Here is a 24685-nt window from a genome sequence, read left to right as displayed (position 1 = left end):
GAGTATCGAACAACAGACCGGCACGGACCAGTTCACCGACGACCTAGCGAGCCAGGAGGCGTTCGACGACATCAACCGGGAGTTCGGAGGGAGTTTCGGGTCGGACACGACGAGTACCAGGCTTTTTCAGGACGGCGAGAACGTGCTCTCGAAGCCGGCACTGCTGCGGACGCTCGAAGTGCAGCACCGCCTGTCGACACACGACGACCTCCGTGTGACCGGGATCGACAGCGCGGCGGGGACGGTCGCAACGCAGCTCGATAGCAACGCGACGACCGCCGCGGGGAAACAACGCGCGGTCCAGCGAGCGTCCCCGACCGAGATCGACGCCGCGGTCCGGGACGCCGACGCGAACGGCACGCTCGGGTCGGCGGTGAGCGACGATTTCAGCGCCGAGAGCGCCAGCGCGGGCGCGGCCAGGATCACCGTCACGCACGGTGTCGAATCGGTCCCGGACAGACAGTCACGGGTCGAGACCGTCGTCGAAACGGTGCCTGGCGACATCCGTGTCCAGGGCGACTGGCCGAGCGCGATCGGCGACTCGCTCGTGCTGACGCTCCCGGCCGCACTCCTGTTGATCGTCGTGTTCCTGGTCGTCGCGTACCGGGACCCCATCGATATGCTACTGGGGGTCGTCGCTCTCCTGCTGGCTCTCGTCTGGACGTTCGGGTTCGTCGGGTTGGCTGGCATCCCTTTCAGCATCTTCCTCGTCTCCGTGCCGCCACTTCTGATCGCGGTCGGTGTCGACTTCGGGATCCACGTCGTCAACAGATACCGCGAGGAACGGTCCGATGGGCGTAATATCGTCCCGTCGATGCGGACGGCGACCGACCAGTTGCTGGTGGCGTTCTGTATCGTGGCGGTGACGACGGTGCTCGGGTTCCTCTCGAACCAGCTTAGCGCACTGGAGCCGATCCGGAACTTCGGACTGGTCGCGGCGGCCGGCATCGTGTTCACGTTGTTGCTGTTTGGGGTGTTCCTGCCCGCCACGAAGGTGTTCGTCGACCGCCGACGCGAGGGGTCGTGGCTCCCGACGTTCAGTCGCGAACCGCTCGGGGCCGCGGGCTCCACGCTCGGCCGGGTGCTGTCGGTCGGGACGGTGGTCGCCAATCGCGCTCCCGGGCTGTTCCTCGCTGTGCTCCTCGTGTCGACGGCGGGCGCTGGCGTGTACGCCACGGGCGTGGACTCGGGATTCCAGGTCGAAGACCAGCTCCCGCCGGCGGAGACGCCCGACGCCCTCCAGACGCTCCCCGAACCGTTCGCGCCGCCGGCGTCGTACCCGTACGTCGAAACGCGGAATTTCGAGGACCGGCAGTTTCGGGACGACGGTCGGGTGATCCTCTACGTCCGGGGACAGCTGGACGACGATCACGCCTTAGAGGCGCTCCACGACGCCGGCCGCGACCCACCGTCGACCTACCTGCGCGAGGACGGGTACGCCGACAGTCGGAGTATCCTCACCGTCATCCAGTCACGGGCCGAAAGCGACCCCGAGTTCCGGCAGTTGGTCGAGCGCAACGACTTCGACGACAACGGCATCCCCGACGACAACCTCGACCGAATCTACGACGCGCTCCTGTCCTCACCGTCGCGTGACCGGGCGCTGCGGTACCTGACCCCGGACCGGCGGAGCGCGAAGGTCGTCTACACGGTCGAGGAGTCGGCCCCGAAGGACACGGTGACGACCGAGACACGAGCCCTCGCCGCGAACTACCCGTTCGAGGCGTCGGCGACCGGGCAGAAGCTCATCTTCCAGGACGTCGTCGACCTGCTGATGGGGACGGTCCTCGAGAGCCTGCTACTCACGCTGGCCGGCACGACGGCGTTCCTGATGGTCGCCTACTGGGTGACCGACGGCGCGCCGTCGCTAGGACTCGCGAACGTGGTGCCGATCGCGATAACGGTGGTCGCACTCGTCGCAACAATGCGAGCGCTCGGGGTGGCGTTCAACGTCTTCAACGGCATGATCGTCTCGCTCACCATCGGCCTGGGGATCGACTATTCGGTGCATTTCACCCACCGGTTCGTGGACGAACTCGACACCGAGCCTGTCGCCGACGCACTCGACGCGACGGCCCGAAACACCGGCGGTGCGCTGACCGGCAGTCTGCTCACCACGGCGTCTGGCGTCGGAGTTCTGGTGCTAGCCGTCAATCCCCTCATCGGGGCGTTCGGACTCCTCACCGGACTCAGTGTCCTGTACTCGTATCTGTCGACGATGCTCGTCCTGCCCTCGGTGCTCGCGGTGTGGCATCGGCTGGTCGACCGAGACGTCTCAGTACCCTGGCGGACCGCCGACCGCCTGGCTGCACGGAGCGACTGAGCGCGCCGGTCCGCCCGTCGCGCGCTGACGAACTCGTCGTTCGGTGAACCGTCCCGACGCTCGTGCCGTGACTCACACAGGTGTTTCGCGGACGAATGAGACGGCCGATTCCGTACGGTACAGCCGGCGTTGGTCTCGGCCCGGGAATCAGAATCGAGTTCGTCGTAGTGGACCTGCGAATCGGAGACGGGTGGAGGGGACGGATGGCCGACCACGAAACGGTCGTCGCCGAGGGGTTCGCCACAGCGACCGGGAGGCCGCGGACGAAACACCTGGTCACCGTCGGCGGGCGGACGGTCAGTCGACCTGACTCGCAACATTCGACGTCGTGCGCCGTTCGCCGTCGACGAACACCGGCGTGCCAAAGCGTCCCCTGGCCCGGCGTCTCGCGCTCGGTGGACAGAAGTCCTCTCGTCCAGGCACCGGCAAACGAGCGGTCGTGGGTCCCGTGTGGACAGGAACGAGAAGTGAGCGGCCGAAACTGCGTCTCGGGGCCTCACGCGGTCACTCCGTGACGTGTGCACCGGAGTTTACGCGTTTCTCGTCACGGCCGTCGTGGCGGTGTCTTAGAGGACGAGGCAGGGCCCAGAGGCCGGTAAGTTGCCAATGTTACGACAGTTGTATTCGGTGTGTGACCAGGCAGAAACTATATTTCGACTATATGTATTTTCAACTGATAGGTCAGTTGTTTCGGGGCACCGACGAACGGAGCAGATCCGGTCGTCGGGAGTTCACGCCGTGGGGTTCCGCGCGGTCAGGAGCCCCTGCGACATGAGTCGGCGGGCGACCACGACCAGACCGTTCCCGAATCCCTCGCCGAAAATCGCCTGCTCTTTCTTTGTTTGCGGCATCATAGAGCTTACGAGGAGTGTCGATCGGTCGACCAGCAACAGACGCCCAATCGCCGTGTCGTCTTCGGTAGTGTCGTCACCGTGTAACCACCCCAGGCCAGAGATAGACGTCGGTCAAGGGCGGGAGCGAACTGGGTTGCCGACCATCTACGGCACTGACAGCACGGACGATGGCCGTACTCACCGATTCACTACTCCCGATTTCGTATTCCATACGTTCTGTATGAACCGGACCACAGAGCCCGTATCGGTTTCGACCCGGACTCTCAAAGCGGTGTTTCACCCCGTCGGTCACGGCGGGAAACACGGCATCGCCAGCACCGACGTGACGGTCGTACTCTCAGAGAAGGCCGCTTTGCTCTCCCGGTCCGACACACCGGATACGATACCGCCGTTTGCGGGCGGAGGAGGCTGTCAACGGTCGTCGGTCACGCGCTCCTCGAACGACGCGGGCGCGAGTCGGGCCATCACCTGTTCGAGTTCCGCGAGCGACGTCGTCTGAACGTACTCCCTGCTGGTCTGCAACTCGCTTTCGTACTGGACCTGAAACCCCCAAGTCTCCTCGTCGACGTATGCCGTCCGGTTGACCTGGAAAATCGCCTGGTCGGCGTGGAGTTCCGAGAGTGTCGCAAACGTCTGCCGTGCCGACTCCGGCGCGTCGGCAGCAGGGACGGTGAGCTTGACGCGCAGCGTTCGCATCCTCAGACAGCGGCGCCGATTCGGCGATTCCAGTCCGGTCCGGTTGTCGGTTCCACGGTCCGTTCGCTCGATTTGGGCGCCCCTGCAGTCGTTCCGTGACCCCCACCTGATGCTCTTGCGGTCACACTCGGGACGGCACAGCCAGGCGTCTGTGGCGTGCCCCCGTCGAGCACTGGGAGTCGTGGAGGGTCACAGACTGCAGTGCAGTCGTGCGGGGTCTCGTCACGGGGCCGCTCCGGCGACATTGTCGTAGTTACGTTCGGTTAGCAGCGGTAATAAGCCTTACACACGGCCGGTTCGGAGTCAGTCTCGGGTCACGAGACCACACGCCTGTCCTGCCCGCGAGCGACCATCACCGAGCCCAATCAGTGTCCGGTTTCCCACTCGGATGCCGGTCAGCAGTGTGAGGGCGGGGTGGGTCGGCGGCGCAGACGGTATCTCACCGTTTACTCCGTCGGCTCTGACGTCGACTCGTCGTCGCTGCTGCCCGCCTCGCTGTCCAGCGCCGCAATCACGTCGTCGATGATGAGCTGGCCCGTCACGCGGTCCAGCGGGTCGTTCTGGTTGCCACAGTCCTCGGACATGATGCACATCGGGCAGCCGCGACGTTGCCCGCAGTCACACCCTGCGATGTGTTCGCGGGTCCGTCGAAGGATCGTCTCGAAGTTGTCGAAGATCGACCGCGTGAATCCGATGCCGCCGTCGATGCCGTCGTGTACGAACCAGACCGGCCCGGGGATGGCTTCGTCGGGATGCTCCGGCATCGACAACCCGCCGATGTCGTTGTTATCGATCAGCAACTCCAGCGGCGCCAGCTGGATCACGCCGTGCTCGGCTGCGTGAATCCCGCCGCCGTACGTGTACCGTTTTTCACCCTCTGGAACCAGCGGGTCCCGACCCGCGCGGTCGGTCGGCTCCAGCAACGGCTCGTCCAGCCGGTCGAGTGTCGTGTCGATGTGGTCCGCGGGCAGCGACACCCACAGCAGGTCCGTGTGTAGCGTCAGCGGCGGCGACCCGGTTGGCAGTGGCCCTTCGACGAGCTCGCCGGTACTGACCGTCCGCACCACGTACTCGTTGTACGTAACGTCGACCGTGCCCTGCCCGAAGTAGAGGTCGATCCCGCCGTCGAGCGAGCGGTGGTCGCGGGGCTGCAGGTTGCTGATCGATTTCTGTGAGAGCGTCTGTGTGTACAGCCCGGTGTCGGCCGTTTCGACGTGGATCCGCGGGATCCGGGCGTCCCGGTGGATGTCGACGACTTCGTACTGCTGGCCGGCGTGTAAGAACAGTGCGCCCTCGTGATAGTCGCGATGTGCGCGCTCAGGCGCCACCGGGTCGTGGTCGATGTCCCCGTCCCGACAGACCACTACGTACTCCATGTCCCGGGTCCCGTACATCGAGATACGGCTCTGCGGGCGCGGGTCGCCGGTGTACACCACGCCACCCAGTGAGTCCAGGCTGCTCGTGGACTCCAGTACGCCGGCGTCCTGCCACATCTCTACCATTCCCTCGAGACGGTCGTGGCCGCCGAGGAATGACGCGTCGTCGTCGGTCAACGGGAAGTCGGCTGCCGCCGCCAACACGTGGTCGGCGTACACGTTGGCGTTGTCGATGGACACCACAGCGTTCTCGACCGACCCCGAAAACAGGTACTCCGGGTTGTCCAGAATGTAGGCGTCCATCGCGTCGGTACTCCCGACCAGTACGGAGAGCGCGTCGGACTCACCGCGGCCGGCGCGCCCGACCTGCTGCCAGAAACTCTGTCTGGTCCCCGGGTACCCGCTGGTAACGGTGGCGCCCACGCTCCCGATGTCGATGCCGAGTTCCAAGGCGTTCGTCGACGCGACGGCATCTACCTGCCCCGCTTTCAGCTGGTTCTCGACACCGCGGCGAGTGCGTTTGCCCAGGCCGGCATGGTAGGCTTCCGCATCCACGCGTCCCGAGCGGCTGTGCGAGTCCGCTGCGTCGACGATTTGCCTGGCGGCAATCTCCGTGCCCTGCCGGGCCGAGCAGAACTGCAACGTCTGTGTGTCGTTCATTCCGAGGTGTGCGGTGACTTTCGCGGCTTCGGACCCAGTCGAGCGGCGGGCGTCCTCGAAGTCGGAGAGCTGGTCGGCGTCCCCGTCCGGGGCGGCCTGCCCGTCCGTGTCGTCGTCGGCCACCTGGTCCCAGTCGACGGGCGGCTCCCAGAGGACGATGTCGCGCCGGCCGCGTGGGCTGCCGTCGTCCTCGACTACTCCGAACTCCAGCCCGGTGAGCCGGCGTGCGTGCGCCGCTGGATTCCCGATCGTCGCTGTCGTCATCGAAAACTGGGGGCGGGAGTCGTAGTGGGCGGCCACCCGGCGGAGGCGGCGCAGAATCCACGCGACGTGGGTACCGGTGATGCCAGTGTACTCGTGGGCTTCGTCTACCACCACCAGTTCGAGATGTTTGTAGAACCGCGCCCACCCGCCATCCCGCGCGTGCCGCGGCAGATACGCGTTCAGCCCGGCGGGGTTGGTGATGAGAAGGTTGCAGTCGTTACGGATGCGGCGTTTCCGGTCGCTCGGCGTGTCGCCGTCGTACACACCGACACTGAGGTCAAGTCCCCAATCGTCGCGCAGTTTCGTGTTCAGCTCCTGCTCCTGGTCGCGACTCAACGCTTTCATCGGGTAGAGACAGAGCGCGGTGGCCTGGTCGTCCTGCAGGTGGTTGCGGGCGGCCTGCAGCGCGTAAATCCAGGTTTTCCCGCTGGACGTCGAGGTAGTGGTGACGACGTTGTCGCCTGTCTCGAGCTTCCGGAGGGCTTCGGCCTGGTGGGTGAACAGGTCGTACGCCATCTGTGCAGCTAGTTCCGAGCGGAGCACGTCGTCGGCAGGAACGGTGTCTGCGGGCTCGGGCGGGAGCCGCCGGCTCTCGACGATCTGCCCCTGGTAGTCGGGGAACGACCGCTGGAGGGCGTCGTCGGACAGGACGTCCTGTCGGGCGCTGGCAGGTACGGCCGTCGTGTCGGTGTCGGCGCCGGTGTTCTGGCCACCGTCGGCCAGCAGTTCGGACGGTCGAGACGACCGCGTGTGCGTGTCCGGCGGACTGCCGGGCTGTGTGTCGTCGGTCGGATAGATTGTGTCGTCGGACATTGTCAGCTGAAATCCGAAAGTGAACCCTGACGGCCAGTGGACGCGTCGTCCTCGCCGCCTGCTGTGCGAACGGGGGCGTCCCCGATTGCCTCGTAAATCGTCGCGAGCGCGCGGACGTCGTCTTCGCAGTACGCTTCCAGCCGGCCCCAGTCGGGTTCGGGGATGTCTTCGCCGGGGTCGGCAGTGGTGGCGGCGTCGCGCCACCGGGTGTAGATTGTCGCGGCGGTTTCGCCGTCGACCCCGCTGGTCTGTGGCTCCCACCCGATGGCCTCGGCGACGGCTTCGAGCCTGTTCGACCGGCCCGGCAGCACGGCGTTGTTGCTGTTGCGCGCCCAGTACAGCGGGTCGAACGTGCGGCGGGACTCCCACTCCTCGAGTCGGTCCGGGCAGTGCTCGCGGAACTGCTCGGTGAGGATGTCGAAGTCGAACCCGTAGCCGTTCCACGCGACCAGCGGGCGTGACCGTGGGATGCCCTGTAGCCAGGTGGCGAACCCTTCGAGGTGGGCAGTCGGGTCACCCGGAGTCTGCTGGCGGAACGGATAGTAGGCGTCGCTGTCGGAGCCGCCGTCGAGTACCCCGACCAGCCACGCGACGGACGCGCCAAGCCCGTCCGTCTCGACGTCAATAAAAACCGGGTCGTCCGGGAGCGAAGCTGCGGACGTCCGGACGATGGTACCGGTGGTGAGCGCCTCCGCAGACGTTGTGACGGTGCGGGCGGTGGCCTGGCCGGTGTCGAGCGTGTTTGCGACGGCGTCGACACTCATGTCGCGGAGTTGAGTTACAGTCCTGACACCGTGAGAGCGGAGTGTGTCTGCACGGGCATCGCCGACCTGTTCGACGGCGTGCAGGCCGAAATTCCCGGGGTCCAGCGGCGTCGTGGTGACGTGACCGCTGGCGTACAGCGTGGTGTGGAGGAGGTCGTGAGAGGTGGTGTCGGCGGCCGCACCCATGTTCGACGCCTGGCCGACGCCGAGTATGTCGACGCTCACCTCGGCGGCACTGCCGGGCGGGTCGGCCGTCCTGCTGCCGGTACCGGACTGGCGACCAGCGGCGGCTGCAGGGAGTTGCTGTGTGGTCGTGTGTCCGGCTTCGACCGTGGTGGAGGCGTGGACGACAGCAGGCGTCTCCGCACTGTCGTCGGGTGAGGGCTGCCAGGCGTCCGGTATCTCCGCGAGATAGGCGGCCAACCCGTCGAGCACGGTCTCTCGGTTTCGTGGGACGACACGCATCTCGAAGGCGTTCGAAACGACGACGACACGGCGCGGTGTGGTCTCGGCCGGTCCGAGATCGGCCGGCGTCTCCGGCAGTGTGTCGGGGGCGGGGGCCGGGGCCGCGACGACGACGAGTTCGCCGTCTGGTGTGGCGACTGTACTCGGTCGCATTCCCCGGTCTGCACGAAGAACTGGTTGCTCGACAGCGTGGAGGAGGCGCTGCGCGGCGACGTTCTCGTGTGGCGGGACCGGAAGCACCGCATCGGCATCGGTAGCGGAAACCGCATCGGCGACCGTCGGGTCGGCGTCGTACTCGCGGACGGCCGCGCCGGGCACGACGAGAAGTTCGAGCAACGGGGTGTCGGACGAGGGCAGGTGCTCAGGTAGCATACACGGAGAGACCCCGAGCGTTTGTGTCGTTCATACTGCTGTAATCCTGCTTAGGCTGAGTGGATTGAAAATGCTTGGAACTGGCGAGGGTCGCACCGCGGAGCACTCCCGGCCCTGACTGAGTCGTGGGCCGGCCGACGACCACGGCCTGGGATACCGACAGGCCTCGGCTCCGGGTGGGACCACGCGTCGGCGACCCGACGATGGACCGCCGGTCGTCGCCTCGGCGGCGTTCGGCGGCAGTCGCTGTGCGGTGGACCGTTCGGTCCGCACGGAGTCGCTCAGAAGTCTCCGAGAGAGAGCTGGTTCTGCCGGAGCGAAGTGGCGTCGTATCCGGCACTGGTCAGGTGGTCGGCCAGCGTGGCCGCCGAGCCGTGCTGGGTGTACACCGTTTCGGGACCGACGGTGTCGGCTACGTCGAGCAGTTCCGCGAAATCACAGTGGTCCGAGAGCGGGAACGTGACGTCGTAGTCACCCTGGAATTTGAACGACTGGTCTACCGCCCACCCCGAGAAGCCCGCTTTCACGGCACCGGCCTCCGTCGCCAACCTGTCGACCCAGTCGATGCGACCACTCGTCATCGGAAGCACCAGTGCGTCGCCCTTCCGCAACGAGGTGTCCTCGCCGTAGTGGTCCACGTCGAAGGTGACGTCACGGTGAGTCTCGATGGCCTCGTTGACTCGTTCGACAGCCGGGGTGGTGAACACGCGCTCGCGGTCGGCCTCGGCGGCGAGTAACTGGAGTTTCTGCGCGCGGCCGAGTGCGTATCCGAGGAGGATGACCGGTTCCGGGGTCTCCCGGAGCCACGTGTGGATGTCGTCGGCAATGTCGTCGTGCGACGGGAAGATGTACTCCGGTTCCCCATATGTCGCTTCGATGACGAGGACGTCCGCAGACGGTGGCTGGAATCCATCGAGGTAGAACCGTGATCGGGTGCAGATGTCACCGGTGTAGAGGTATCGAGTCCCGTCCGGGTCTGTCACGAGGGCGGCCTGGGACCCGGCGACGTGGCCGGCTGACAGGAGGGTAACCCGAGGGTCGGTCGTCCGGTGGAGTGGTACGTCACGCCGGGCGGTCGCCAGCGCGGCTGTCAGTTCCGAGCAGACCGCCGTCGCTTCGCCCTCTGGGTAGTGGTCGCCGTGTGCGTGAGTCACCACGTTCACGTCGCCGTCGAGGTCGTCGGCGTCACAGACGACGCGTGTCCCGTCCGAGAGCGTCAGTTCGATGCCGTCTCTGTACCTGACAGTCACGCTCGTCGCTACGTGCCGATGTGGCAAGGGACTTGCGCCCGTGCCCGTGCCAACCGCCACCTCACTGGCCGTCGTAGAGCGCGGTGACGCGGTCCAGGGTGTCGGCGTCCACCGGAGCGAGGTCGTCCCGGAAGCCGAGGAACCGCGGGAATCGAAGCGCGTAACCCGAACCGTACTCCGTCGAGGCCTGAATCTCCTCGTACTCAACTTCGAGCACCAGTTCGTACTCTAGCTCGACGTCTCGTCCCTCGCGGGCCGTGACGAGCGGTTCGAGGCGGTCTGTCAGCGTCCGGAGTTCCTCGTCGGTGTAGCCGGTCGAGAGTCGACCGACCTCGCGGAACGTGTCGTGTTCGGGGTCGTAACAGGCGAGGTAGAGCCGGCCGAGCTGCTCGGAGCGGCGCCCCTCGCTGTACTTCGCGCGCGAGACGACGAGGTCCAGCGGTTCCATCGTCGGCTTGAGTTTCAGGAGCCGTCCGACGCGGCGACCCGGCTGATAGGCGGCATCCGGGTTCTTGATCACTATCCCTTCGTGGCCGGCATCCAGCGCCTCGCGGTACAGCGCCTCTGCGGACTCCAGATCGTCGGTCGATGTCCACCGCAACCGGGTCCGCTCCAAGCCCGCCCGCGGTTCGTCCGGTGCCGGTGTGACCGTCTCGAACGCCGACTCGAGTGCATCCAGACGGGTCCCGAGCGGTTCGTCGAGCAGGGTTCTGTCGAGTGCCAGACAGTCGAAGAGGTGAACAACGGCGGGTATATTCCGTGCCAGTGTCTCGACGTCCGACTCGCGTTTGATTCGACGGGAGAACTCCTGGAAGACGGCCGGGGTTCGCTGGTCGGACGAGACCGTCTCCGGGGTGTACCCCACGAGTTCACCGTCGAGGACGGCCCGCTCGACGGCGACACCAGCACGAAGCGCCCGGACCACGTCGGGGAACTGCTCGGTGACGTCCTCGAGTCGACGGGTGAACAGCCGGATATCGTCCCCGTCGACGTGGATTTGGATCCGGATGCCGTCGTATTTGTACTCACAGAGCGCCCGACCGTCGCTCTGTGCGTCGCGCACCCCGTCTTCGAGTGCGTCCGTCTTCTCCGCGAGCATCGCCTTGACCGGCCGGAACAACTGGACGTCGAGCGCGTCGAGACCGGCACGCCCCTCGTCCCGTGCGGTCTCGGCGACGACGCGGTAATCGGTGGTCACCTGGAAGGCACGCTCGACGGCGGTGATGGACGCCGAGGAACCATCGAGAAACGCGACCGCGATAGCGTCCCGAATGGTGCCTTCACCGATACCGACGCGCATGTGACCCAGCGCGGTCCGGACGACGTAGCGGGCTCCGTCCGAATCCGCGTCTGCGAGGAGTCCGGCGAGCCTGTCGACTTTCCGGTCCTGACTGCCCGTTCCCTCGTACGTCGCGAGTTCTCGCAGTTCGTCGTGGACGCGTTCGACGGTCAGCGGTTCCGAGAACAGCGTCTGCTGACCGCCGTTGGCGACCGCCCAGGCAGCCGCGTCACCGAGGTCACCGGTTTCCTTCCAGCGCTCTCTGACGTCCGACTCCGCGGCACCGGTCGCCCGGAGAATCGCCGAGAGGGTAAGGCTCGACGAGACGCCCAGTTCCGTCCGGTCGTACGCCGGCGACAATCGCCCCCTGACGAGCGTAACTAACCGCGAGAGCATGTCCCCGGCATCCGCGAAGACCTCGGCGAGCGCGTCCCGTTTCTCGTTGTTCGAGTCAGTTGCCGCGAGGCGGTCGTACACGTCGACGAGGGCCTCGTACTCCATCAGCGGTGGCTACGGGACCAACAGCAAAAGCCTCTGGGCCGTCAGGGCTCGGGTCCGGACGACAGCTCCGGGCAGGCCGACGCGAATCCACGGGAGGGACGTCGGATTGGCGGTCAATCTCCGGAGGACACAGTCGACCGACGCCAGTTACAGGCCGAAGTTCGAGCGTGTATCGAGTCCGTCGCTGGCCGGATCGGGGGACGCCCACGCCGTCGGCCTGCGAACTGCGTCGTCGGCCGGTGTCGAGAGCGAGCGTTTCGCCGACAGGGCGAACCCGGCTCCCGTCGCTGTGTACACGTCCTGCGTGGCGGACGCGACCCGGCCACGTCTCTACGCGCAGTCCGACTGCCCCCGAGGGTGCCCCTGGAGCGGTTCACGACGGAACTAAACGCCTCAGGGACGTAGTAACGGTGTATCGATGTCGGACGAGAGCGACCGTGAAATCGAGGACGCAACCGTCGGTACTGTCGCCGATGTCCTCGGCGACACGACACGGCCACACCCGTCCGACATCCCGGCACCGGCGGACCTCGACGGTGTCGAGTCGGGAACCGGATACGTGGTCTGGCATCGAAAACACCTCCGACTCGCCGACCACCGGGCGCTGTCACGAGCGGTCGCCGAGGGCGACGCCGTCTGTCCGCTGTTCGTGTTCGACCCCGCGTTCTACAGCAGCGACGGACTGGCGTGTGACGCTCGTATCCGGTTTCTCCACGAGGCAGTCGCGAGTCTAAACCGACTGTATGCGGCCGCGCCAAAGCGGTCGGTTCTCCGCACGACGACACAGTCCGCCGCCGGTCTCGCCGAGCCGACACCAGCGGAATCAGGCCCGTCGGCCGGTAAAACCGATGCTGGCAGACGCGAGGCGAGCCTCGGACGGGCGGACGGGTCGGGTCTGACCGTCGGTTTCGGTGACCCCGTCGACATCCTCTCGCGGTTCGTCGACCGCGGTTGGTCGGTCCTGACGATGGCGACGCCGACGAGTCGCTACGGCCAGCGCCGAGACGAACGCGTCCGGGCAGCCTGTGGCAACGCTGTCACCTTCGTCTCCGGTGACGGTCTGGTTCGCGACCGGGAGTGGCCGCGGGCCGACTGGCAGTCTCACGTCGAAGACTGGCTCACAGCGTCACAGCACACACCGGCGTGGGACGACCACGACACCGCTCGACTCAGTATCGAAACCGGCGTTACGCCGGCAGCAGTCGACGAGAAGTTCGACATCGCGCCGGTGAAAACTCGGGTTCCGTCTGGGACACATCGCGCAGCGACCAGACGCCTGCGCGAGTTCGTCGACCAGGTTCCCGCGTACCCGACGAACATCTCCGCGCCACAGGACGCCCGAGAAGGCACGAGCGGGCTCTCACCGTACCTCAACTTCGGCCTTCTTTCGGTTCGACAGGTGTACCAACACGTGCTCGACAACGCACCGTCCTGTCGCGGTCGCGGCATGTTCACCGACCGGCTGGTTTGGAACATGCATTACAACCAGAAGTTGTCGGACTGGCCGGGGTGGACGGAGCGGGCGGTCAATCCCGTTTTCGAGGGGCGCAACGAGGACCGTCACGACCCGGAACTGGTCGCCGCCTGGAAAAACGGCGAGACGGGGTTCCCGATGGTCGACGCCGCGATGCGGTGTCTCCGGCGAACCGGGTGGCTGAACTTCCGGATGCGGGCGATGTGTGCGTCGTTTTTTACACACATTCTCCACCAGCCGTGGTGGATCGGGGCCGACTGGTACCACCATCACCTGATCGATAGCGACGTGGGTGTCAACTACACACAGTGGCAGAGCCAGGCCGGCCTCATCGGGAAGCCGTCACAGCGGGTGTACAACCCGCGGAAGCAGGTCCGCGACCACGACGCCGACGGCGTATGGATCACGCGGTGGGTTCCCGAACTCCAGCCGCTGCCGAGCCAGTTCCTCGCCCGGCCAGAGCGGACACCACTGGCCATCCAACAGGAGTGTGGTGTGACGATCGGTGCGGACTACCCGAGCCCCGTCGTCGATTTCGAGACGCGTCGCCAAGCGTTCTGGACCCGGCACGAACGGCGCCGTTCCGACGCCGCACGCGAGCTCCGGCGTCCGGAGATTGCCAAACGGGCGTCGTTCTCCGGCGGATACGAGGCCGCACAGGCCATCGCCGACGAGTACGGTCGGGACGAGGCCGAAGACGGAACGCAGCTCTCGCTCGGCGAAATCGACGACGGCGGAGACGAGGACACCGGCGGGGACCGTTCGGTGACGGGACAGGGTGACGCGGACGCGGCCGACGCGGCCGTCGCCGAGGGCCCATCGACCAGCGACGATACACAGTCACCGATGCCGACCGGCGTCGGAGCGAGCGCCGGAGAACCCGCACCGGACGACGAGACCGCGGTCCCCGACGACCCTGCAGACGACGGCAGCGGGGCCGACCACGACGGCGACGACGACGCGTCAGACGCACAGACGAGCATCCAGCGGTTCGAGTGAGCTGCAACCGAAAACACACGTACACGTCGGGGATGCTGTCGGCGCGGGCTGGCGCGAGAGAAGACGGTCGTTACACCCCGTCTGCCGTCTCCTCGCCCGCGTCGGAGTCGAGCAGTTCTTCGAGTGCAGCGACGGCGTCGTGGGTGCTGTGAGTGTCCGCCAGCACGGTTCCGAGCGCGCCGGCCATCTTCAGTACGGACTGCTCGTCGACCTGGACTTCTACGAGGCCGCGGTCGCCGCGCAGTCTGAGGGTCTTGATCGTCGGCGCGTCGTGGATGACGGACGTCTCCCGCAGAAACCCGGCTTCCGCAGGGTACTCGCGGTCGAGTTCGTCAAGCCCGTCCGAGGTTATCGCGAAGAGACCGCGATCCACCTCGGTCACCAGTCCCGCGTCGATCAGAGTCGCCAGGATATCGGTGGCGTCCGCCTCCGCGAGCGCACTCTGTTGACGGATGTGGTGGCGGTTCGAGCGCCCGTGAGCGATGACCTGCAGCACGCGTCGCGCGTCGTCGTTCAGTTCCATACCTACACAACGACTCGTCGGAATAAACCGTCGCGGTTTCCGGTCGGCGCGCGTCCAGAGCCGGAGCATAGGCCGTCGAGAGCGTTGCCGGTCGGACGACACCGGGTCGAATCTCGGTGTGGCGTGTCGGCACCTCGCTCGGGAGTGGTCGACACGAACGCCGCCGGGGGGTTCGGAACCCTCAGACGTCCGGGTCCGGACGCACGTCGCAGTGGCTCAGTGACACCCCAACCGCGACCACGGGACCGGTCACGGTGACCGACTCGACGAAACGACGCTCCCGAGGGCGGCGGTGATGACTGCCTTGTCGGCGTCGCTCAGGATGGCGGTCCAGATCACCCAGAGGTACCCGATCACGACGGCACCGGTGACGACGAGTCCGGGGAGCGTGGCGAGACGGGTGGTCGCCACGGCGGCGACGGCGAGGCCAGTAAACCCGACTCCGACCGAGAGGAGTTCCGTGCGCGTAAATGGGACGAATCCTTCACGGACGTACAGCAGACAACACTCCGTCGCGTTGTTGAACAGGACGGCGACGAGATACGAGACACCGAGACCGACGACTCCAAAGCGAACGGTGAGGACGAGTATGGTCGGGAGCGCGACGGCGGCGTTGAGCACCTGGAGGGCGAGACTCGCCCGTTCGTTGTCGGTCATCAGCAACACGAGTCCGACGCTCCCGAAGGTCGTAGCGAGGTACTGTCCGATCACGACGAGCAACAGAACGACCGCCGCGTCGGCGTAGGCCGGTGAGAACAGTGTCAGTAGCTCGCGATGGTACGGGACGAGCAGCAAGACCACAGGGGTCGCGGCGACGGTCGCGAGTCTGGCTGTCCGCTGATACAGCCCCTCGAGGCTCGATGCTCGCCCAGCGTCGTACAGCCGCGCCGCGATTGGCGGGAGGATGGTGTTGACGCCGCTCAGCGGCCAGCGGACGAGTTGGCCGAACACGACAGAGAGGCTGAACAGCCCCGCTTCGACGGGGCCGAGCACGACCGCCATGACGACGAACACGGCCCGACGCTGGACGAGTTCGAGTATCGCGACACCACTCGCGGTGACGACGTACCTGAAGAATGCACCGAGCAAAGCACGGTGACGAGCCAGCGTGACTCCGGTTCGGCGGACGACCAGCACCGTGGCGACCGTCCCGCCAACGAAAGTCGCTCCGACGACACTCGTCCAGAGTGTCGCCACCGCGTCGTCGGCAGCGAGAACGAGAGTGCCGACGAGCGCCCCCAGCAGGAGGGCCGCTGGCCGGAACACGTGTGAGACGAGCGTCGCAGTCCGAATCGCTCGAACCGCCCGAAACACGTCCCGGGCGTTCCGTAACAGCACGAACGGGAGCAGTCCAAGCGCATAGAGGAGCAGCGTCGACCGATGGCGCGGTTCCAGGAGCGTCAGCTGTATCAAAGGGTCGCGAAACCAGACGATGGCCCCGGCGAGCACCGCCCACGTCACAAAAATACCGACGAGTCCGGCCGTCACGACGGATTTCCGAGCCGACGGGTCGGCCCGCGCCATCGTCCGTGAATACCCGTCACCGATCCCTGCAACGAGGTTCTTCACAATCGTCTCGCCCCGGACGAACACCGAGAGGTAGCCGTACACGACGGCCCCGGACAGCGCCGTCACGACGAACGAGAACGCGACGAGCAGCGCCCGTTCGACACCGAAGGCCACGACGCCGACGCTGGCTTTCTCTACAACCTCGACCAGTAGGTCGTCTTCGCTGTCGCGTGTGTCCTCACGTGTGGTTCCTGACATGGTTCTCTCGCTCCGCCGACACATGCCTCGTGCCGGTCGTCGCTCCCCACCGAGACCGAACGCGGGCCAGGTCGGACCGACGACGGCGCTGCACCGATGTCGACATCGTAGTTCATCTCAGGGGCCCGCACGTATTCGACTTCTTCCGAAGGTGCGGGCGCCGCAGCGACCGGACTCCGGTAGCGCCCGGTCGGAACCAGCGACGCGGCTGCGACCGACATGCTCGAACTACCCCTGGGGACTGTCGGGACGGAGTGGGTCCCGCGGCCAGGGGGACGCTGGCGGAACGTTGCCGAAAGAGACAGGACCGCAGGGCGTCTATGTTCGGATAGGTTTCGACATGTCGTCTCCGGCAATCGTGGTGAGCCAGTCGGGCCAGCCCACACACGGCTTGGTGGACATCGTTGCGGCGCAGGTCGGCAGGCCGGTCTCGACGCACGTGACTGACCGGCCGGAAGACGCCGAGTACTACCTCTCGCCGGCGACCGTCACGGAACTCGCGACCCGGTACCTCGGCGGAGACGACGGGCCGACTCTGGTCGTGGACGGACTGCTCCACCCGGGCCAGGCCGTCGACCTCGGTTCACGGCTGGAATCGGCGAGGATACTGGACAGGCGGGGGGCAGTGTGGGAGTGGCTGGGCGAGGCGAACCCGGTCGCGGCGGCACGGGCGTCGCTCCGGCAGTCCCGCATCGCGCGACGGGACGCAGCCACAGCACAGCGAACCGAGAGTACGAGCGGTCCGACGGGAGAGGACGGCCGACACGCCGAGTTGGACCGACAGTGTCAGTCGCTCCGTGCGGAACTCGACCGCCGACGGGCGGCCGCCCGGGACCGGGTTCGGACGCGGTACGGCCAGGTCGACGGAAACGTGGTTCTGGTCGGGCGGGTGGCCGCGGAGCGCTCGCAGTTGTGGGGCGAACTGACCGGCGAGGCGGTCAGCCAGGAGCCGGGTCGCCCGGCACAACCGGCGACAGCGGCGGCGACGGTCGGACCACACGAACTCGCGGTGACCGACACCCCCGGCGTACCGGGGACGGACGGGTTGCCGGAGTGGCTGACCGAGGCGGTCCCCGGCCTCCTCGCGGCACTGGCCGAGGCCGACTGCGTGCTCGTCGTCGGCCCGCACCGTGGACCGCTGTGCGACGCGATCACAGACCGATTCGACGCCGACTGTCGCGCGGTCGGTACCGCGACGGCCGATGCCGCTCGGGCCGCCCTCGGTGCGGTGTTCGAGACGGTGGAACTCGCACTGGAACTGCCGTACACGGACGCGGCCCACGCCCTCGTCTCGGCACTCCACGACGAGGGGGTCGTCCACGAGGTGGCGTACGAACAAGCGATGTACCTCCGTGTCGAGGTCAGTCGGTCGGCGGTCGAGGAGTTCGAGCGTCGCGTCTCCGACGCGGACGGGCGGCTCACCACGGTCGAGGCGGGGTGAGGCCCGCGGACACGGGACATTAGCTGGGTACGACGGCGAGGTGGGGCTCTAACACTGTCGCCTCGTCCGGGTGCGCCGCGCTGTAGGCGGCCCACTCCTCGGCGTCGAACTGGAACACGATTTCACAGGGCCAGTCGATGTCTCCGCCGGCCGACTCGAGTTTCGACTGAATCGTCGCGGCCTCGTCGGCGTCGACGAGTGCGTCGCTGGTCGCGGCCAAGAACTCCCTGAGTGCCTGGTAGGACGCGATGTCGAGGTCTGCCCGGTACGTGTCGTGGCCGTCGCCGTCCGTGGTCACGTTCTCCTCGCTCTGGTCGGACAGCGGCGAGCGTGAGGCTTCGGGGCGTGTCCCCTGCCCGAAGTAGAACACGAACCGCTCACCGACGAACTGGAACGGGCCGTGGGGACACTCGGGCTCGGTTGGGAAACACCGCCAGGCGAACGTCGCCCCGCAGTCGAGACAGCGAAACCGGGCGACGGTGTTCGTCCCGACGGGGTCGTTCCTGTCGAACCCGCCGGCGGGTTCGATGACCGCACACTCCGGGCAGTGTGCCTGACCGCGGCTGTTGCTCACGTTAATACTGGGGTCTGGAGGTCCTATTCCACTTTCGCTCCGGGACCGGCGGCGGCCTCAAAACAGCACGCGCCCGGCCAGTCCCTGGAGTCGCTGGTCGATAGTTCCCCAATCTTCGACGACGGCCAGCTGGTGGAAGTACGACCGGTCCGCCTCGACCGACCGGCCGTCCGGCCGGTCGGGGTCTCTGAGGTACACCCCGAGCACGGGGAAGGTGCTGGCGTCGAGTTGTGTGGTGTAGGCGGCCTCGTCGTCCGGTAGGCCGTCGGTCACGACGAGGACGAACGGGTTCTCCGCGTCCTCGAACCGGGTCCGGGCGAGCGACAGGGCCTGCGCGAGCGGCGTTCCCCCGCCCGCGTTCCCCGTCAGCACGCGGCGCCGCGCCTCGCGGGTCGCTTCTGCGGTCGTCTTCACGAGTCGTACCGTCGAGTCATGGAGGTCGAGCACTGTCACGTCGACGCCAACCGCTTCGAGCGCGACAGCAGCCGACGTCGCGCCCCGCTCGGCGGCGGTGACGGCTCCGTCGTTCATCGACCCCGACCGGTCCAGCACGACGACGCAGGTGTACGCTCTGTCCTCGCTCTCCTCGGTCTGTGTGAACACGTCCGGCCGGCCGCGAGACGCGGCGATCAGCCGCGAGCGGTCGAGCGACCCCCGCCGTCGTCGCGACCGCTCTGCGTCGCGCCGCTGTTCCCGCAGTCGACTGCGAAACCGTTCGGCGAGGAGTTTGGCGTCACGACGGACGGCCGACCAACGGTCCGCGGTGGCGGTCCCACCGTCTGCGGCTTCAGTTACGACCTGCAGGGCCGCGTCGTCACCCATCGCGTCGAGTGCGTGGACGTACGACTCGAGTTCGTCGAGCCGTGCCTCGGCACTGTCGAGTTCGCTCGTCTCCGCCGCCAGTTCGGACGTGTACCGCCGACGCCACGCTGCCGCGGTCGCGTCACCCTCGGCTCCGGTGGTGTCGGTCCCACTCGGACCCGACGACGTCGCCCGTTCCTCCGGGGCGGGTGGTTCGGACTCGGACTCGGACTCGGACCCGACTCCCCCGGCGGCGGTCGCCTCCTCGCCTCGTCGTTCACCGGGTAGCTGGCCGGCACCGGGGTGTGACTGGGCGTCGAGCAACCCGTCGGTCGCCGGCCCGTCGTGGTCTGTCCGGTCGGTCCCGGCCTCACTGGCTCCGGAAGAGGTGTCGTCTGTACCCGCCCCCGACTGCGACGTGTCGGACGCTCCGGGCTCGTCGCCGGTTTCGGCCGTCTCGCGTGTGGTCGGGTCGTGCCCGTCGCTTCCGAGCACGCTCTCGAGTTGTCGGTCGACCTCCTCGGCGACGGTGTCGCGGGCGAGGTCACGCGCCGTTCGGGTATCCGGGCCGAATTCGCCGCCCGTGTCGTCGGGCTTGCCGGGGAGTGGCGCGCCGGCCCCGGTCTCGGGGAGGACGGTCGCGTCGGTCGTCCGTCTGGTCACTCGCGGGTCGCCTTGGTCGGTCCGGACGGTGCCGTCGGCGTCGAGCAGTCTCGCCAGTTCGCTCGCTTCGGCACCGGACACGGTCGAGGTTTCCAGCACGTCGACGAGTGCCTGCCAGAACGACCAGATGTGCTCGTTACGGGCGGCCGGATCCGGCTCGGTCAGGACCGTCTCGACCGTTTCGCGCATCGTCGGGCGGAACTCCCCGAGGACTCGCTGGTCCCGGAGCGACGCCATCCGGAGCGTGGCGTCGTCCGCACGGAGCCGTCGGAATCGGCCGCTGTCGTAGATCGCCATGTCGGCCAGGCCGGTGATGACAGCCTGGAACAGACTGAAGCGCCGTTCCTCGACCGCAGGGGACTCGCGAGCGAGCGAGCCCGCCTGGAACAAGTTGGCGTTCAGCACCTCCAGTTCGGGTGCCACCGCGTACCGGTGACGGAGCTGTCGCTCGATGGCTCCGTCTTCGAGTGTGTTCCAGAGTCGAGAGAACAGCCGGCGGCGCTCCGGGTCGGCTCGGGCGAGCAACGTGCGGAAGCTGTCGTTGTCGGTGTAGTGGAGGTGGCCGACCTCGTGAACGACCAGCGCCTCCTGGACGACGAGGTCGAACACCCGCCGACGGAAGTCGGTCACGGGCTGGTCGAACGCTCTGGTTGTCACCGTAATTTCGGGGTCCGAGCCGTCGTAGTCGGTCGTCGCTGTCCGCAGGTCGTCGGCGAACCTGACCGACGGCCGCGTCGACGACAGGAGCCGCGCGAACGTCTGCAGGTAGCGCCGCCGTTTCTCGGACTCACGGAGCGTCTCGGCGTCACCGACACCGAGCCGCTCGCGAACCGACTGGAGCGATGTCGATGGGGTTAGTCGCATCACTCCCACCGCGTGGACTCGATCGCTTTCGAGACGGCGTTGCGGTCCTCGGCGGTCGCTCGCGCCTCGAACACCTGTTTCGCGGCCGCTATCGGCGCCATGTCGAACTCCGAGACGAGTCGTCCGATCTTGATAACCGTCCGGTGGGACGTCGGCGTAGCCAGGTCCCGGTCCCGATAGCTCGCACGGAGACTCGCGGCCAGTTCGGTCAGTCGCTCGGCGACTCGTTCGTCGTGCTCGACCCCACGTTGTAGTGCGGTCGTCTCGTACAGCAGGCGGCGCTCGGCCGTCGGCGAGAGGTAGTCGAGTTCGAGTTCCCAGAACCGCGACCGGAAGGCGTCGTTCAACGGGCTCGTGCCGGCGTACCGCGGCGGGTTCATCGTCGCGACGAAGCGGAATTCGGGGTGTGGCTGGAGTACCTCCGAAGTCGAGGTGACCGCCAGCTGCCCGTTGCGCTCGGTCAGTCCGTGAAGCGGCATCGTCGCGGCCGGCCCGGCTGCGTTCAGCTCGTCGGCCACGAACGTCCAGCCCTGCTCGACGGCGCGATACAGAATCCCGGGTGTGAACTCGAAGGCGTGTTCGGCCCCGACGAGTTCGGCGGCCTCGCCGAGCCCGATATCGTGTTCGTCGGCCAGCCGCCTGACCCGGGCGATTCGGTCCTCGTCGGCGCCGCTGTTCGGTGCGTACTCGCCCACGAGGTCGGCGTATGTCGTGCCCGACCCGAAGTTGACGCGGACGAGCGGACGGTTCGTTCGGGCAGAGAGGTGTGCGAGCAGCCGGTCTTTTCCGACGCCCGTCTCCCCGGTCAGCAACAGCGCGTAGTCCTCGTCGGCGAGGAACCGCGCGGCGAGTTCGACGTCCGTCCAGCCGTTCCGTACCTCCCGCTCGATGTACGCGTGGTCGGGGTCGGGGACGAGCGGGTGGTCGGGGTCGTCGAGCACCGAGAGCTCGTGGAACGTCTCGCCGGAGTGTCCACCCGCCGGCCGTCGCAGGTCGGCCACAGCGATATCGCCGGCCCGTTCGTCCGCCACCGATGTGGTCCCGGAATCGGTCATCGAGACGAATAGCCGGTCCGCGAGTATATGTTCCGCGGAACCGGCGAGCGAGCCCAGGCACAGCGACCGGGCCGGTTCGAGCGAGCGTGACCGGCCGCCCGTCGACTCTGTCTGTCGCTCAACGTCCCGGCCCTCGTCGTCGGGTCGGGACACCGGGGCCGACCGAGCTCACGGTTCCGGCGTCCGCAGGAGATATAATCGTCCAGCCCTTGTTGTAGATGCGGGCTCGGGGCCTATGCGGCACAGGCGTGGGACTTTTAATCCCGAGATAGAGGGTTCGAATCCCTCCGAGCCCACTGGCCCGCTTCATCCACATGATGCGCTCGCGACTTCTGAAACTCGCCGTCGCACCGTTTGTCTTGCCACACGAGCTCGGGCACGCAGTTCCCGCCGTGCTCACGGGTCTCCCGGCGAACATCACGCTGCTCCCGGATTGGGAGGGGAGTCAGCAACCACTGGGTCGGTTCAACGCCGACCTCGATCCGTCGACACCGCTCTGGGTCATCAGAGCGACCGCCCTCGCGCCTATCCCGCTGTTCGTCGGCCTCGCAGCGCTGCTCCGACTGACCGTCCCGCCTACGGGCCCGGTGGCCATCGGTGCGTTTTTTTTATGTTCGTACTGGGCCGCGCCTTCGGGGGGCGACCTCGCCATCGCTCGCAGACCGACACAAGCGCGTACCGCAGGCGAGTTCCTCGCCGCGACCACGACACGTGAGGTGGTCATCTCCGACATCGCCACGGTTGCCATCTGTATTCTCGTCGCCGTCGTGGTCCTGGTCTGAGACCGTCCATCCGGGTCCGGTCACAGTGTCGCGAGTGTCACTGTCTCGGGTTCGGATTCGGGTTCGGGCTCGGTTCCCGCTCTGGTGCACTGGCGTGAGACAGCGTCCGGTGTGTTTCGCGGGTACAGACGTCGTCAGACAGTGACACAGTGGTTTCGCTCAGTTCCCAAAGAACTGCATGTCTCGCTCAGTCTCCGGAGAGTGGGCCGTTCTTGCTAAGTTCGTGGGGAACCAACGAAGTGATATGTCGGTCGTCGAGCGGGTTCGGGCGCGACTGACGCGTGAGCAAACCCGTTACGAGCGAGCGTGGCTGACGAGTATCAACACAGTCGGATTCCTCGTCGTGGTCGGTATCCTCCTCGACAGCGAACTACTGCTGGGGGCCGGGCAGACAGGGATTTTTCAGCGGGCGCTCTACCCGTTCGTCCCGCCGGCGGTCTCTCTCGGCGTGGCGATTGCCGACGGGAACGACCGTGGGACGCTGCTGTCCGCCGTCGCTCTCGTCGGGTACACGCTCGTGCTGGGCGTCGTCGGAACACTCGGCACCGCAGTCGCGACCGCTCCGGTCTACCCCGTCGCCGGCTTGGTCGGTGTTGGCACACTGGTCGTCGCGGCCGCACTGGTGGCGCGCTGACGGCCCCGTCGACTCGAGCGAGGGGTTCTGCCCGTTGCCGCCTCGGACGGAATTAAGTTCGGCGAGGCCTCAACTAGCGCGTGTGACTGAGTTCGTTCTCTTCGGTGGGAAAGGCGGCGTGGGCAAAACGACCGTAGCAGCGGCGTCCGGGCTGTCGCTCGCCCGTAGCGGTCACGAGACCCTCGTCGTCTCGACGGACCCGGCGCACTCGCTGTCGGACTCCGTCGGGGCCGAAATCGGAGGCGAACCGACCGGGATCAGGAAGCGACTGTTCGGCGTCGAGGTCGACCCGAACGACGGGCTGGACCGGTACCAGGAGCTGTTCGAGACGATGGAGGACGTTCTCGAGGAAGCCGGTGTCGACTTCGAGAGCCAGGCGGACGGCATCGGCAACGCCGCCGACCTGTTCAGTTCCGGCGTCGTGCCCGGCAGTGACGAACTCGCCGCACTTGACGGACTGGCGAGGTACGTCGACACCGACGACTACGACTACGTCGTCTTCGACACCGCACCGACCGGGCACACACACCGGTTGCTCGATTTGCCCGGCATCATGGCCGACGCGCTCTCGACAGCAGCGGAGGTCCACGAGCAGGTCCAGCAGAAGGCCAACGTGCAAAAAACACTGATGTTGGGCCTGCTGGCGAGCCGTCACACCGACGACCCGACCGCCATCGTCGAGATGCGCGAGCGCATGGACCGTGTCGAGAGCGTCCTCCGTGACTCCGAAATAACGACCTTTCACGTCGTCACCATCCCGGAGACGATGGCCGTCGAAGAGTCCGTCCGTCTCGTCGAACAGTTACGCGGATTCGAGGTTCCCGTCGGCGAACTCGTCGTCAACAAGTTCATCGAGGACCCCGGCGACTGCGAGCGCTGCCGAGCGAACAGAGCCGTCCAGGAGGACGCCATCGACGGCCTTCGCGACCGGCTCCCGGGTCTCGACGTCCAGCGGGTCGCCGACCGACCGGGCGAGGTCACGGGGCTGGAGACGCTGGACCGGGTCGCCGAGGACCTCACAGTGAGCTGAGTCACGAGACCGTCCGCCGCGGCGCACCGTCGCAGGCCACGCCGGCCTCGCTGTCGCCGTACTGTTCGTACTCTCGAACAACCTGTCCCGTCGGCTCCGGTGGACGACCCCACCCTACTCGCTCACGACTCTCGCCGTTCGCTTCCTGCGGGTGGGACTTTCTGTTTCTACGACGCGCTGTACATCCACAACATCGGAAACACTCGACGATGTGAACTACCCCACCCTACTCGGCGGCTGACGCCGCCTCCTTGAGGGTGGGGCTTCCTGTGTCAACGACAGCACTTGCAGGAATCACGTCTCTAGACGAGCTAAAACCGCTCGTGAATGTCCCGTCGGTAGAGGTCGAGTTCTGCCACTGCCGTCGCCCCCTCCTGGTCGGCCGCGTAGACGATTCCGTCTGCCACGTCCGCAGCGCTAACTGTCGCCTCGGGGTCGAGGTTCTGGGCGTTCGTCGTCTC

The 24685-nt window shown here is 66.9% G+C and carries 16 protein-coding genes, 1 tRNA gene and 1 pseudogene; 7 read left to right on the top strand and 11 right to left on the bottom strand.

Features of this window, described 5'->3' with window-relative positions; translation table 11 throughout:
* A partial coding sequence (locus tag Q0964_RS16355) for an efflux RND transporter permease subunit (RefSeq protein ID WP_299269724.1) occupies positions 1 to 2323 on the top strand: 2323 nt, incomplete at its 5' end.
* 731 nt (positions 2324 to 3054) lie between these two features.
* On the opposite strand, the pseudogene Q0964_RS16350 reads toward Q0964_RS16355, so the two are convergent.
* The 6 genes and pseudogenes from Q0964_RS16350 to Q0964_RS16325 form a co-directional block, all read right to left on the bottom strand.
* Positions 3055 to 3285, bottom strand: a pseudogene (locus Q0964_RS16350) (TrmB family transcriptional regulator); the annotation flags it as partial.
* Positions 3286 to 3588: 303 nt separating this feature from the next.
* Entirely contained in the window at positions 3589 to 3873 is a 285-nt protein-coding gene (locus Q0964_RS16345) for a hypothetical protein (RefSeq protein ID WP_092695219.1), read from the bottom strand.
* A gap of 446 nt (positions 3874 to 4319) precedes the next feature.
* Positions 4320 to 6986: a DEAD/DEAH box helicase gene (locus Q0964_RS16340; protein WP_299269718.1), complete on the bottom strand. Its 2667-nt coding sequence runs from the start codon at positions 6984 to 6986 to the stop codon at positions 4320 to 4322.
* 2 nt (positions 6987 to 6988) lie between these two features.
* Entirely contained in the window at positions 6989 to 8587 is a 1599-nt protein-coding gene (locus tag Q0964_RS16335) for a ribonuclease H-like domain-containing protein (RefSeq protein WP_299269715.1), read from the bottom strand.
* A 281-nt stretch (positions 8588 to 8868) separates the two neighbouring features.
* Entirely contained in the window at positions 8869 to 9837 is a 969-nt protein-coding gene (locus tag Q0964_RS16330; protein ID WP_299269713.1) for an MBL fold metallo-hydrolase, read from the bottom strand.
* A gap of 61 nt (positions 9838 to 9898) precedes the next feature.
* Positions 9899 to 11617: an ATP-dependent DNA ligase gene (locus Q0964_RS16325; protein WP_299269710.1), complete on the bottom strand. Its 1719-nt coding sequence runs from the start codon at positions 11615 to 11617 to the stop codon at positions 9899 to 9901.
* Positions 11618 to 12035: 418 nt separating this feature from the next.
* Between Q0964_RS16325 and Q0964_RS16320 the strand changes: the two genes are divergently transcribed.
* Complete coding sequence (locus tag Q0964_RS16320) at positions 12036 to 14090, top strand: FAD-binding domain-containing protein (RefSeq protein WP_299269707.1); 2055 nt, start codon at positions 12036 to 12038, stop codon at positions 14088 to 14090.
* A 70-nt stretch (positions 14091 to 14160) separates the two neighbouring features.
* Here Q0964_RS16320 and Q0964_RS16315 read toward each other — a convergent pair whose 3' ends face one another.
* Positions 14161 to 14613 carry a hypothetical protein gene (locus Q0964_RS16315; protein WP_299269705.1) on the bottom strand — a complete coding sequence of 151 codons (453 nt, stop codon included), beginning with the start codon at positions 14611 to 14613 and terminating at the stop codon, positions 14161 to 14163.
* 249 nt (positions 14614 to 14862) lie between these two features.
* Positions 14863 to 16380 carry a lipopolysaccharide biosynthesis protein gene (locus tag Q0964_RS16310; protein ID WP_299269703.1) on the bottom strand — a complete coding sequence of 506 codons (1518 nt, stop codon included), beginning with the start codon at positions 16378 to 16380 and terminating at the stop codon, positions 14863 to 14865.
* A 439-nt stretch (positions 16381 to 16819) separates the two neighbouring features.
* On the opposite strand from Q0964_RS16310, the gene Q0964_RS16305 reads away from it, so the two are divergent.
* Positions 16820 to 17821 carry a hypothetical protein gene (locus tag Q0964_RS16305; RefSeq protein WP_299269700.1) on the top strand — a complete coding sequence of 334 codons (1002 nt, stop codon included), beginning with the start codon at positions 16820 to 16822 and terminating at the stop codon, positions 17819 to 17821.
* Positions 17822 to 17840: 19 nt separating this feature from the next.
* Here Q0964_RS16305 and Q0964_RS16300 read toward each other — a convergent pair whose 3' ends face one another.
* From Q0964_RS16300 to Q0964_RS16290, 3 genes are read right to left on the bottom strand one after another with little or no spacing between them, the layout of a single operon-like run.
* Positions 17841 to 18395: a hypothetical protein gene (locus tag Q0964_RS16300; RefSeq protein WP_299269697.1), complete on the bottom strand. Its 555-nt coding sequence runs from the start codon at positions 18393 to 18395 to the stop codon at positions 17841 to 17843.
* 57 nt (positions 18396 to 18452) lie between these two features.
* Positions 18453 to 20723, bottom strand: coding sequence for a VWA domain-containing protein (locus Q0964_RS16295; protein WP_299269695.1), 2271 nt, complete (start codon positions 20721 to 20723; stop codon positions 18453 to 18455).
* Positions 20723 to 21778 carry an AAA family ATPase gene (locus Q0964_RS16290; protein WP_299269689.1) on the bottom strand — a complete coding sequence of 352 codons (1056 nt, stop codon included), beginning with the start codon at positions 21776 to 21778 and terminating at the stop codon, positions 20723 to 20725. Before Q0964_RS16290 ends, Q0964_RS16295 begins: the two co-directional genes overlap by 1 nt.
* A gap of 222 nt (positions 21779 to 22000) precedes the next feature.
* On the opposite strand from Q0964_RS16290, the gene Q0964_RS16285 reads away from it, so the two are divergent.
* The 4 genes from Q0964_RS16285 (at position 22001) to Q0964_RS16270 (ending at position 24224) form a co-directional block, all read left to right on the top strand.
* Positions 22001 to 22074, top strand: a tRNA-Lys gene (locus Q0964_RS16285).
* A 96-nt stretch (positions 22075 to 22170) separates the two neighbouring features.
* Positions 22171 to 22560 (top strand): hypothetical protein, encoded by a 390-nt coding sequence (locus Q0964_RS16280; RefSeq protein WP_299269688.1) that lies wholly within the window; start codon positions 22171 to 22173, stop codon positions 22558 to 22560.
* Positions 22561 to 22804: 244 nt separating this feature from the next.
* Positions 22805 to 23194 carry a hypothetical protein gene (locus tag Q0964_RS16275; protein WP_299269685.1) on the top strand — a complete coding sequence of 130 codons (390 nt, stop codon included), beginning with the start codon at positions 22805 to 22807 and terminating at the stop codon, positions 23192 to 23194.
* A gap of 82 nt (positions 23195 to 23276) precedes the next feature.
* Entirely contained in the window at positions 23277 to 24224 is a 948-nt protein-coding gene (locus Q0964_RS16270) for an ArsA family ATPase (protein WP_299269679.1), read from the top strand.
* Positions 24225 to 24685: the final 461 nt, after the last annotated feature.

The sequence above is a fragment of the Halorientalis sp. genome (genome assembly GCF_028275115.1).
GTDB lineage: Archaea > Halobacteriota > Halobacteria > Halobacteriales > Haloarculaceae > Halorientalis.
Note: the sequence above shows the minus strand (reverse complement) of the source record. Positions and strands in the feature narration are given on the sequence as shown.